8 protein-coding genes are annotated in these 12,312 nt (G+C 39.2%); 4 read left to right on the top strand and 4 right to left on the bottom strand.

Annotated elements, in window-relative coordinates:
• Positions 1 to 15 precede the first annotated feature (15 nt).
• Positions 16 to 705, bottom strand: coding sequence for a phosphate regulon transcriptional regulator PhoB (gene phoB, locus PSF11_RS07440; RefSeq protein WP_014656785.1), 690 nt, complete (start codon positions 703 to 705; stop codon positions 16 to 18).
• Between the two features lie 283 nt (positions 706 to 988).
• Between phoB and sbcD the strand changes: the two genes are divergently transcribed.
• From sbcD to PSF11_RS07420, 4 genes are all read left to right on the top strand, one after another.
• Positions 989 to 2,206 carry an exonuclease subunit SbcD gene (gene sbcD, locus PSF11_RS07435; protein ID WP_036941835.1) on the top strand — a complete coding sequence of 406 codons (1,218 nt, stop codon included), beginning with the start codon at positions 989 to 991 and terminating at the stop codon, positions 2,204 to 2,206.
• Positions 2,203 to 5,880, top strand: a complete 3,678-nt coding sequence (locus PSF11_RS07430; RefSeq protein WP_072502523.1) for an AAA family ATPase — start codon at positions 2,203 to 2,205, stop codon at positions 5,878 to 5,880. The genes sbcD and PSF11_RS07430 overlap by 4 nt, the downstream gene beginning before the upstream one ends.
• 275 nt (positions 5,881 to 6,155) lie before the next feature.
• Complete coding sequence (locus tag PSF11_RS07425) at positions 6,156 to 6,755, top strand: nitroreductase family protein (protein ID WP_004926931.1); 600 nt, start codon at positions 6,156 to 6,158, stop codon at positions 6,753 to 6,755.
• A gap of 464 nt (positions 6,756 to 7,219) precedes the next feature.
• Positions 7,220 to 7,522: a hypothetical protein gene (locus tag PSF11_RS07420; RefSeq protein WP_004926928.1), complete on the top strand. Its 303-nt coding sequence runs from the start codon at positions 7,220 to 7,222 to the stop codon at positions 7,520 to 7,522.
• Positions 7,523 to 7,610: 88 nt separating this feature from the next.
• Here the strand turns inward: PSF11_RS07420 and PSF11_RS07415 are convergent, their stop codons facing one another.
• From PSF11_RS07415 to PSF11_RS07405, 3 genes are all read right to left on the bottom strand, one after another.
• Positions 7,611 to 8,771, bottom strand: coding sequence for a fimbrial protein (locus PSF11_RS07415; RefSeq protein WP_004926924.1), 1,161 nt, complete (start codon positions 8,769 to 8,771; stop codon positions 7,611 to 7,613).
• A 227-nt stretch (positions 8,772 to 8,998) separates the two neighbouring features.
• Entirely contained in the window at positions 8,999 to 11,467 is a 2,469-nt protein-coding gene (locus tag PSF11_RS07410; RefSeq protein ID WP_014656788.1) for a fimbria/pilus outer membrane usher protein, read from the bottom strand.
• A 14-nt stretch (positions 11,468 to 11,481) separates the two neighbouring features.
• Positions 11,482 to 12,231: a fimbrial biogenesis chaperone gene (locus PSF11_RS07405; RefSeq protein ID WP_014656789.1), complete on the bottom strand. Its 750-nt coding sequence runs from the start codon at positions 12,229 to 12,231 to the stop codon at positions 11,482 to 11,484.
• Positions 12,232 to 12,312 lie beyond the last annotated feature (81 nt).

The raw sequence follows: 12,312 nt of genomic DNA, 5'->3' as shown, positions 1-12,312 counted from the left end.
ATCTCCTGTTATTGATCAGTAACGCACTGAGAAGCGATAACCAGTACCACGCACTGTTTGAACCATTTTATCATGCCCTTCAGCCTCCAAGGCTTTTCTGAGGCGGCGGATATGCACGTCAACCGTTCTATCTTCAACATACACATTCGCTCCCCATACATAATTGAGTAACTGCTCGCGGCTATATACTCGTTCAGGGTGAGTCATAAAGAAATGCAGCAGCTTATACTCCGTCGGCCCCATATCAATAGGAGTGTCATTACTGCTGACCCGATGAGACGTTGGGTCTAGTGTTAACCCGTTCATTTCAATAATGTCTTCTGTTGCCATCGGGGAAATACGGCGTAGAATGGCTTTCACACGAGCGACGAGCTCTTTGGGTGAAAACGGCTTTATTAGGTAATCATCCGCCCCCACTTCCAAGCCTTTTACGCGGTCCTCCTCCTCCCCTCTTGCGGTTAACATCATCACAGGAATATCGCGCGTATCACTGTCACGTTTCATGTGTTTAATCACTTGAATGCCTGAACCACCAGGGATCATCCAATCTAATAAAACAAGGTCGGGTAATGGATCAACTAACTGCGCGATGGCGGAATCATAATCATCAGCTTCAATCGACTGAAAACCATTCTGCTCTAGTACAAAACAAACCATTTCTCGGATGGGCGCTTCATCTTCAACCACTAGAATGCGTCTTGCCATGATTAATCCTGTAAATAAGAAGAGATCATTAAAAGTGAAAGCATTATGCGTCACTTTTATGACAGAATTATGAATACCGTCATCAAATAACAATAATCCTTTCTATATTAGCGGTAAATTGTCATTTAAGTGAAACATTCTCGTCATACTTTACATCGTCGCGCCTGCTGCTTCGCCTATCGTTATCACATTGAATTGTCTGCTTGTTCAGAGATCCCCTTAAAGGGTCATGATAGGGTATACTGAGCATAGTATACATATAAAGTCGTAGGAAGGGGCCTTCATGCGTATTATCCATACCTCTGACTGGCACCTTGGCCAGTATTTTTTCACTAAAAGCCGCGCAGCCGAACATCAACAGTTTTTAACTTGGCTTATTGAGCAGGTTAAACTTCATCAAGTTGATGCCATGATTGTTGCGGGAGATATTTTTGATACCGGCTCCCCTCCAAGTTATGCCCGTGAGCTTTATAATCAATTTGTCGTCTCGCTACAGCAAACAGGCTGCCAATTGGTGATCCTAAGTGGTAACCATGACTCTGTTTCCGTCTTAAATGAAACCAGTTCACTGCTTGCCTATTTGAATACGGATGTCGTCACTTCAGGAGCAACGCCCCATGTGATCACATTAAAGAATGCACAAGGGCAACCCGGAGCACTGTTGTGTGCGATCCCTTTTCTACGCCCTAGAGATATTCAATTAAGTGTTGCAGGACAGAGCAGTGAAGAGAAGCAGCTATCATTACAAACAGCCATTCGTGACTATTACCAAGCTAGCTATCAGCTTGCCGAGCAGCAGCGGCAAACTATGGGGTTAGATATCCCAATTATCGCAACGGGGCATTTAACGGTTGTCGGGGCTGAATTGACGGAGTCTGTGCGTGATATCTATATTGGTACTTTAGACGCATTTCCCTCTGCCGCTTTCCCTCCGGCTGACTATATCGCCTTGGGGCACATTCATCGTCCGCAAGTTATTGGTCAACAGCAACATATTCGTTACTCTGGTTCACCGATTGCATTAAGCTTTGATGAAGCGAACCAACAAAAAAGTGTTTGCTTAGTGGAGTTTGATGGCCGCGAACTGTCGCAGATCCACCAACTTGCGATCCCAACTTTTCAACCTTTGCAAACACTAAAAGGGTCACTTGCAGACATTCAAAAGCAGTTACATGCACTCTCTATCGAGCCAGATACGCCCCCAGTTTGGTTAAATATCGAAGTCGCTTCACAGGACTATCTTGCTGATATCCAACAACGTATCGAAAGTATTATCAAAGACTTACCCGTTGAAGTTGTATTGTTACGCCGTGCACGTAAACCACAAAACCCCCAACAAGCTCTCGCTAATGAAACCTTAAATGAGCTTACCGCCGAAGAGGTATTTTTGCGTCGTTTAGCGGAAGAGTCGCTAGATGATAAAGAAAAAGAGCAGCGCTTATTAGTACTCTTTAGGCAATCTTATGACGCTTTGCGTGCTGAGTTAGAGGGAAATTCATGAAAATCTTAAGTCTACGCCTAAAAAATATTAACTCTCTAAAAGGCGAATGGAAAATTGACTTCACCCAAGAGCCGTTTGCTAGCCAAGGATTGTTTGCGATCACAGGCCCTACTGGGGCGGGTAAAACCACCTTACTAGATGCTATTTGTCTCGCACTCTATCACCAAACACCTCGTTTAAGTACACTATCCGTTAAACAAAATGAGCTTATGACACGCCATACTGGCGAGTGCTTGGCTGAAGTGGAATTTGAGGTCAAAGGTATCGCTTACCGCGCATTTTGGAGCCAACGACGAGCCAGCAACAAGCCAGAAGGAAAATTACAACCGCCAAAAGCCGAGCTAGCGACTGTCAGTGACGGCAAAATCATCGCGGAAAAAGTCAGTGACATACGAGAACAAATTGTTCAGATCACAGGGCTAGATTTCGGACGGTTTACAAAGTCTATTTTGCTTTCACAAGGGGATTTTGCCGCCTTTTTAAATGCGAGCGAAAAAGAGCGAGCCGATCTGTTAGAAGAGATCACCGGCACGGAAATTTATAGTCAAATATCCAGCTATATCTATCGCCAGCACAAACAGGTCAAAAATGATTTAGAGATTTTAAAAGCTCGAGCGCAAAGCATTCATTTGCTCACCGAAAGCGAACATCAAGCCCTCATCGAACAACAAACCGTATTAGCAGACCAAGAAAGGCAGCTTAATCAAAAACGAACGCGAAACCAACAAGCGTTGTATTGGCAGCAACGCCAACAACAGTTAACTGCCCGCTTACATCAGTTAGAGCTTGATCAACAGCAGGCTGAAAAGGCATATCAAGACGCTGAGCCTCAGTTTAAAAAACTCTCAGACAATCTGCCTGCCGAAAATTTGCGTCCTTTATGGCAGGATGTGGAACGCCAACAACAGGCATTAAATGAATTATTAGAGAAGCAACAGAGCCTTTCGCAACAGTGTGAAAATAACACTCAACAACTTGCGCCTTTACAAGCACAACTTGCTCAAGTCCAACATGAGCATAGCCAGCACCAAAATTATGTTCAGCAGCAAACCGTGTTGATCGATACCCACGTTCGCCCATTAGATAATGCGATTCTTCATCTACACCAACAGATTAAAGAAATTTCAGAACAAAAAGAGCAATATCACACGGAATATCAATCGAAGCACAGCTTAATTACTCGAACCCAACATCAAGCTCATTTGGACCGTGAAGAGTTACAGCAAATTGAACATTACCTACAGCAACATCCCCAAGATGCGGCTATTACCCAACAAATAGGTTTATGGCGGCAACAAGGTCAATTTATTGATGAATTGAGTCAAAAAGTACAAGCCTTAGAGCAAAAACAACAACTACTGCAACAAGAGCAGTCAGCATTAGTTAGCGAGCAACAACAGCAAATTGAGCAAAATGCCCAAACGCAGCACCAACTTGAACAGGATACTGCGGCATATCAACTCGTTGAAAGTCGCTATCTAGAGTGGCAAGAAAAACAAGATATTGAACAACTTAATCAATCAATAGAACAGCTACACACCAGATCACAACATGCCCAACTTTTACCTTTATTGTTATCTCAATGGCAAGAGCAGCAAAACCAATTAAAAATCAAACAACACCAGCAAGAGGAACTAACCCAATCAATTTCTCAGGCTGAAAAGCAGCTCCAGCTAACTGAAACACAAATTACGCACCTTCAGCCTCATTTAACAGATTTGAATGCGCGGTTACGCTTAGAGCAGAAAATCGTCAGTTTAGAAAAGGAGCGCCAACAACTTATTGCGGGTGAGCCTTGCCCACTTTGTGGCTCTACCGAACACCCTGCAATTGAACAATATCAATCTGTAGAGCCAACGCAAACTGAACAGCGCTTAATCGCATTAACCAAACAGTTAGAAGAGCTTAAGCAAACGCAAGTCACTCAACAGTCGCTACTGCAAAGAGAAATGCAGCGCCAAGCAGAAAATCAACAGGCACAACAGCAGCTTATAGCTCAAGAGCGTCAGCTGCGAACACAATGGATGACCGCGTGCCAGAAGGCTCTCGCCCCTGAACTGACCACGACTCATGCTGCCGTAGAGCAGTTGCTCACGGATATCCAAAAACAGTTATCAGAGAAACAGCAGTCATTACAGGCGTTCACCGCCCTCGAACGTGAATATCAACAACTTAAACACCGATTACATGAGCAGCAGTCATTAAATAAACAGCAACAATCCTCGCTCGCCTTGCTTACTGAACGAATTAAGCATCAGCACCAACTTATTGATGAAACACAAAAAGAGCATGTCGTACACCAACAGCGCCATAATCAGCAGCAGCAACAGCTCCACGAGGCTTTGGCTGAATTTAGGTTGCCTGAAAGCGAAAGTTTTGAACCGTGGTTTACGTTACTAGAGCAGCGTGGTCAGCTATATGCTGCGAAAAAACAAAGTGCGCAAGATATTAGCCAAAAAATAGCGGTCGCTGAGGCGACGTTGCAAGTTGAGTTAGCTCAACAAACCCATTTAAGTAAACGGCTAGAAAATACGCAACAGCAATTGCAACAGTTACAACAACAGGTTGAACAAAAACAGGCGGCACGGCAGCTATTACTTGATGGGCAATCTATTTCACAATTTATGGGTAGATTGCAAGATCAGCAAAACAAACTGGCTCATCAGCAACAACAACTTAATGAGCAGGTCACGCATCATGAAAAACACTTAGCTTCTCTAAAAGGCAGCCTTAACGAGGTCATCACGACGATAGAAAAGACACGATATCAGTTAACCACAGCACAGCAGCGCTTCGAGCATACCCTTTCGACTAGCCCATTTGCAACACAGCAAGCATTCTTAGCCGCACTATTAGCGCCGGATGAAAAGCTGCAACTTGAACAATTGCAACAACGATTACTCCAGTCACGTTTACAAGCGCAAACCCGTTATAAAGAAGGTGAGCGCGCACGACAAGAACATTTGGCCCAAAAGCCCGATGATCATATTGAGGCAAGCTTGGAGGAGTGGCAGCAAGCAATTATTCAGCTTGATGAGGAGATTAAAAATCTCAATAAACAACAGGGGCAGATCTTCAGCCAACTCGAAGCAGACAAACAACAACGTCACCAACAACGTGGCTTATTACAAGAAATCGAGCAGAGCCAATCCCACTATGAAGATTGGGGATATCTCTGCGAACTGATTGGCTCAGCAGAAGGAGATAAATTCCGCCGTTACGCGCAAGGGTTAACCTTTGATTGCCTCATTTCTCTCGCTAATCTGCGCTTGGATAAGCTACATGGTCGCTATTTGCTAAAACGTAATCATAATGCAGATCTGGAATTACAAGTGATTGATGGCTGGCAGGCCGATACTATCAGGGATATTAAAACCCTCTCTGGCGGAGAAAGTTTCTTAGTCAGCCTAGCGCTTGCTCTCGCATTATCGGATATGGTGAGTAACAAAACTCAACTCGAGTCTTTATTTCTCGACGAAGGCTTTGGCACACTCGACCCTGAAACATTAGATATTGCCTTAGATGCGTTAGAAAGCCTGAATGCATCCGGAAAAACGATTGGGGTAATTAGCCATGTTGAAGCGATGAAAGAGCGAATTTCTGTACAGATCCCCGTGAAAAAGACCAACGGTTTTGGCTTTAGTGAATTACCTAGCCGATATCGTATCCGTTAAAATATAAATGGCGCTTTATCATAGGAACAAAACATTCCTAGATAAAAGCGCCTTACCACATCAATCAAAAATTTCTTTCAATTTTCTATCATGAAGGGCTGATAGATGCTCCCCAATGTAATCATAAAAAATAACAATTTGTATTTAATTGATTTTAATAAAAAACAATTAAATTGACTCAGCCGAAAAATTTGAACCTTACCGTTAATTTTTTTTTCTATGATTTTCCCTTCACAGCGCTATAGTAATACTTAACAAATAGCTAGGAGACTCACATGTCAAACGCATTTATTGAAATGATTAAAAATCGTCGCACTATTTATAACCTCGGCGATGCATTACCAGTTTCTGAAGAGCATGTTACAAAATTAATTAAAGAAGCAGTAAAACATTCACCTTCTTCTTTTAACTCACAAACATCACGTGTTGTGATCTTATTTGGCGCAGAGCATAAAAAACTGTGGAACATCACCAAAGAAACATTGCGCGCCATCGTGCCAGAACAGGCATTTGCAGCTACTGAACAAAAAATTGATAGCTTCGCTGCGGGTGCTGGCTCTATCTTATTTTTCGAAGATATGGCGGTCGTGAAAGGCTTACAAGAGCAATTCCCACTTTATGCCGACAATTTCCCAATCTGGTCAGAACAAGCCAGCGGTATCGCACAATTTGCGGTATGGACAGCCTTAGCGCAAGAAAACGTCGGGGCATCACTGCAACACTATAATCCACTCATTGATACTCAGGTACAAAAAGAGTGGGGAACACCTGATAATTGGGTACTACGTGCTCAAATGGTATTTGGGTCAATTAATGCTCCTGCGGGTGATAAAGACTTTATGGATGATGAAATTCGTTTCAAAATCTTTAAATAATCAGAATAAAATTCGAATAAAAAGCCCTTGTTGATTAAAACAAGGGCAAATCACCTGCCAAATAATGTGATATATCACTTTTCAATACCAGCCAACACCAAGGGATCCGATTATTATTGATATGCAATATCAATTAGTTATTCCACAACCCATGCTATCAAACGCTAATCCTTTAGAATATAAAATCAATTAATAGCAATCTAATAAAATTTCATATTGATAATCTCTATTAGATACCGACTCATTGTCGGTATCTATCTATTTTTAGCCATCTTTTTAGAATATTACACTAAATAAATTCGTTTAAATTTCATACTGTTACAAAATAAACTAAATAAAATCGATATTTTATTAGCATAAATCATATTTTTTACTCGTATTTGAACTAAACTAGTCAGTGAGAATTTTGTAACGCGCTACTCGTGTTATTTAACTAGCGCTAGTTCAACTAGGAGGTAGAAGCAATGAAATGTTTATCCTCAATTGTAACAGTGACTGCTTTACTCATTTCCAGTTTTACTTTTACCCATGCTGCAACCAATCGAATCGGAGGTGGAACCATTACTTTTATTGGCTATGTCTATGAGCCACAATGCGCAGTTAAAGTATCCAGTAGCGAACAAATTGATCTTGAATGTTTCCGCAATGGTAAAAATATCACCAAAACCAGTTCACTTAAAAATGCCAAAAAACTCAGTTCTGATTTTGTAAAAGTCGAATATAATCAATTCAACAATAAACCCACTCTAAATGTGACCTACGATTAATGCTCTTTATTTATTAAAAGAGTTAGCGAAATCTTGCTAACTCTTTCAACGATACTAAATTAACTAAGCTTTTATTTGATAGTTAAATTTAATTAGTATTTAACGTTATGGTCATTTTACTGTTTGCTTTACCTGGTTTAATTGGCTCAGTTCCATAACGAACATAGCGTGCTGTAAAGTTTAATAGCAGCTCATGTGTTGCAGCGCCTGTCGTTGGCACAGAAACGCTAGTCCAATTATTTGCTGTAGGAATTGGTGAATCAATTGCTCCTAAACGAAGTAGTTTATTTCTCTGCCCCGATGAATTTAATATTTCTATCGCGACCCCTTTTGCTGTCGAGCCTAAATTAGGATCTAATAATAAATAGTCAACCTCATTCATAGCCCTATTTTCTTCACCAGGTGCAAAACCATAACTAATTTTAGCCCCTTTCTGACATTCTAATGTGAAAGAAAAAGGAGTAGGAGTTGATGGAATATCATTTGATGAATGGCTACCTAAATAAACGGTTGATGTCGACGATTTCAAACCACAAGTTGTAACCTGACGTCCCCCGACTGGACGCTGACGTATTTTAAAAAAAGTGTAGCCTGCGGGTTCATAGTTATTATTTATCGTATTATTGATCCCAGGGCCTTTGAACCCAACAACCCCTCTATTAACGACCCCAACGGTACCTAACGAGTTACCACTGACATTTTGCTGAGAGCGAACCTGTTCAATAGAAAGACCCGAAAAATGTTTCAGCTTAATATTAATTTTTTGTGGGTTATCAGGATCTATGTCATATGCCATAGGCTTCGCATTCACCACATTATCAAATTGATATGAAGCATCTCTATTCATACCTAGAAATAGTTCAAAAGCCATTCCTTGAATATTCGTTCCCCAATATTTTATATTGTCATACGTAAACGCGGGAGCGGCGTTATCGAAAATATAAGTTTTAGGTAAATAGTATATTTCAAAAATAGAGGATGCATCAGCGATATCACATTTAAAAACGACACGATCTGGCGGAGCGCCCATTAATGATGCCATTTGAGTGCTCGTTATAGAATCAAAAGCAATTCTTGTTCCAGCAGGCTGAAATTGTAACCCATATATACTGACGTCAACCTTAGAGCCAATACTCACTTGTGTTCCAGGTATCCCACCATTTTGGATAATACAAGTGGAATTTGCTGTTCCAGCGAAAAATAAAATCATAAAACCAATTGATGTTATGGCTCGTTTAGATATAAACATAACGCCCCCAAAATACTTGTTAACGAATAAGTCTTCTTTAAAAACTTATGGGTAAATTAATAAAAAACATAATGATTAATAAGCCCAACACTGAATAGTTAATCTTTAAAAGATACTAATTTTCATATTTTAGAAAAGTATCGGAACTTATTAACCCTAAAAACCGTAAATTAAATAAGGCACAGTAGCACTTTAAGAAATCATTTCTTCTTAAACAACATACAACCTTAATAAAAATAACAAACAGATTCAGAAATAGAACTATTACTTGAGATGTTATAATCAAACTTACAACGTTGATGACTACCTTCACCCCATTTAACAATAACTGTTCCTTGTTCAGATTGAGAATTAAAATGTACTAAGCCACCTTGCCCAACTAAACCAATTTTATTATTATTTTCATCATAAATATCGGCACCAAACGGCACTGCTTTTTTATCTTGTAAAATAATACGATAAGTAATGTTGTTACCTTTTTGTGTATTAAATTTCACTAATACCGCAGACCCTGCATAAGGTGCTATCTTGGCTAAGTTATTATCTAATTCAACATCTGTATCCATATTTTCTGTATTAAGATACAGTGTATTATATTGATAAGGTACTAATGAAGGTACAACGGCTTTTCCGCTATCATTAATAACAATATTACTCCATGAGGCTACTGATGCACCTTCCGCTTCATTAGCTTCCACAATCGCAAAAGTATCACTTAAATAGCGAGATGGAATAACCCCACCTTGATAAGCCACTAATGCACCACTTGCTCCCACCGATAATGACTTGTAATTATTACCTTGTGAATAACCCGCGTTTACAGAAGCCGAAGAGAAATCTTTCTGAATATTTCCAGAGAAGCTACTGTTTGAATTACCAATATCACTCGCTGTCGCGTTCCAAGAAATAGAATTATCTTCACCGAAAGAGCTACTAATTGTCGTATTATTTGACCAACGATGATCTGAATCAGAACGTGTTATGGAGCTACTTAATAACGTATTCTGTTCTGGATACCAAAGTGAGAATGGTACAGAGACGTTAAACATATAGTTATTATCTCCACCCTGATCGCCATTTCGATACATTTTTATATAGGTGAAGCTATAACCAATACCTTTAAAGTTATTCATATAGCCAGCTTGCAATTGCTTAGTATCTGGCAAATTATCACGCCAAGTTTGCAATGAACCACTGACATACACAGTACCATAATCCGCTAAATTTTGGTTAACCGTTAATACATATTGGGAACGTCTTGGGTTAATGCTTTCGCCATTAAACAAATAACTATCACGATAAGAACTTGCTTCATATAAGCTTAAATAGTTCTGCGATTCATAACGGTAACCAGCTAACGCAATATTTGTACCAGTGGCATTAATGTCTTTATTCCACGTGACTCGCGCACGAGCACCGTTATAGGTACGTTTATTGTCTAATTCAGCTTTTGAGCTTGCCATATCAAAGCTAAATGCACCGACTTGTGTATTAACCGCAAAACCTAATAACCCAGATTGGTATTTATTGGAGTACTGCACCCCTGCAAATGGCGTTAGAATATTACTTAAACCATATTTTATTGTTGATTGAGCAAAAATATCGGAAGAAGTATGATCACCCCGTAACTTACCACTCACAATGCTATAATCAATCTGACCCGGCCTTAATAAACCTGGTACCGTTGAGAATGGCACGACAAACGTGGAAACACTGCCATTTGCTTCAGTCACTTCAACAGTTAAATCACCGCCATAACCTGTTGCATAAAGGTCATTGATCGTAAATTCACCGGGAGAGACATTCGTTTCGTATATTACAAAACCATTTTGTATTATTCTTACCCGAGCATTACTATTTGCAACCCCCCTAACTGTTGGCGCAAACCCTTGCATTGATTGTGGACGCATTCGGTTATCAGTCGCTAATTCAGCACCGGTATACGAAAAGCTATCAAATAGGCTTCCATCGGTAAAAGATTGCCCAACCGTTAATTCACTTTTTATTTGTGGAATAGCTCTCTGAACATACGTTCTGATGCTTTCATGATGAAATTTATCATCTTCATTGTATTGCAAATTAGATTGATGGCGAATTCTAAACAAGCCTAAATTAAGCCCAGCCGATATATTTCCGTAAGCAGAATGTTCGTCCTTACCATGACTACGAGTACTATACCCATTAAGGTTATAGTTCATAAAAAAAGCAGGAACCCCTTCATTAAGAGCACTGATTGGTACAGAGCCGCGTGCTGAATACTCCACCATTGCTTGAGGAATTAAAATATCTAATCGTAATATATCTTGCTTTAAATTAACTTGAACATCTTTTGATAATGATTTTAAGTCTTCACATTCACCATTAGACTCTATTAGCCCTAAATATTCTGGTTTTATGTTAAACCCATCAACATCTTCTTTGGTTAAACAAGGAACAACACGTCCCTGTTCATTTTCATAAAATCTAATCTCTTTATTATAAAGAAATTCATTATTTAAATATAAATCGACATACCAATTACCTGGAGTAATTTGGTCTTCTGTTAATTTATCTATTGATATATCTTTAGCATTACCTAATAAGAACCCCTCATTGTAAGAGTATTTCTTTTCATTTTGGTTTTCTTCTACCGCTAATGCAAATCTACCATACCCTAAAGACAAAGAAACAAGAACAAAAAGTAATTTTATTTTCATAGCAATACCATTTATTATAAATTAGACTCGTAGGAATCTAAGCCACCATAATCATTAATGACTGAGTAGCTAACTTTTTTTGCATTAATAAAATCATTGGGTATTGCTACACCTTTTCCTCTATTCAGATAAATATCAGAGAATGGCGCAACCATATTCCCTTCTAAGCTTAACTTTCTATTCCCTTCAGATAATGTAACATCCTGAAAAGTAATAAACCATGGCGAGTTATTTTTAACAAGCAACTCATTTCCTTTTGCCGTTTTCTTTATTGAGAAAGAAAGTTTTTCATTAACCTGTGCAGGCATTTTAATGTCTGTTGGTCGATAAAATAATTTCACTCTTGTTCGAATGGCAATTTGCATTGTATTCTTATTTTGAGAAGCAGTATCTTCATTCTCAGGTGGAATTTCTAACACGTTCAAATAAAAAATAGACTCTTTATCTTTTGGTAAAGAATCACCAAGATAAGTTAACCTTAAATTTTGACCTGCTCCAGCAGACATTTTAAATATCGGTGGTGTAATTGAAAATGGAGTTTTAATATTTTCAGGTAACTCATTAGGATCTCCATTATCTAGCCAAACTTGCACCAAAGCTGGCCATTTATTATCATTAACCAACTGTACTGTTTTACTTTTAGATTTTTCATTATATATAACACGAGTGCCATTAATAATAACGCTGGCATACATGGATGTTGATACAATGAATAATGAAATAAATAAAACGATTTTATTTATGATAGATAGCCTAGTTATCATAATGACCTAACCCTACTCTAAGTTGTAATAATTTAGTCTTTTATTGATCTGCCAGGGGAATGAATTCCCCCGGCAGAATTA

This window comes from Providencia sp. PROV119, from assembly GCF_028482435.1.
GTDB classification, from domain to species: Bacteria; Pseudomonadota; Gammaproteobacteria; order Enterobacterales; family Enterobacteriaceae; genus Providencia; species Providencia stuartii.
This window is presented reverse-complemented; position numbering and strand designations above follow the sequence as displayed.

What these genes read in the sequence shown, in the direction of transcription:
- PSF11_RS07405 (WP_014656789.1), bottom strand. Translation starts at nt 12,231, where the DNA reads ATGATAACTAGGCTATCTATCATAAATAAAATCGTTTTATTTATTTCA.
- PSF11_RS07410 (WP_014656788.1), bottom strand. Translation starts at nt 11,467, where the DNA reads ATGAAAATAAAATTACTTTTTGTTCTTGTTTCTTTGTCTTTAGGGTAT.
- sbcD (WP_036941835.1), top strand. Translation starts at nt 989, where the DNA reads ATGCGTATTATCCATACCTCTGACTGGCACCTTGGCCAGTATTTTTTC.
- phoB (WP_014656785.1), bottom strand. Translation starts at nt 705, where the DNA reads ATGGCAAGACGCATTCTAGTGGTTGAAGATGAAGCGCCCATCCGAGAA.
- PSF11_RS07430 (WP_072502523.1), top strand. Translation starts at nt 2,203, where the DNA reads ATGAAAATCTTAAGTCTACGCCTAAAAAATATTAACTCTCTAAAAGGC.
- PSF11_RS07415 (WP_004926924.1), bottom strand. Translation starts at nt 8,771, where the DNA reads ATGTTTATATCTAAACGAGCCATAACATCAATTGGTTTTATGATTTTA.
- PSF11_RS07425 (WP_004926931.1), top strand. Translation starts at nt 6,156, where the DNA reads ATGTCAAACGCATTTATTGAAATGATTAAAAATCGTCGCACTATTTAT.
- PSF11_RS07420 (WP_004926928.1), top strand. Translation starts at nt 7,220, where the DNA reads ATGAAATGTTTATCCTCAATTGTAACAGTGACTGCTTTACTCATTTCC.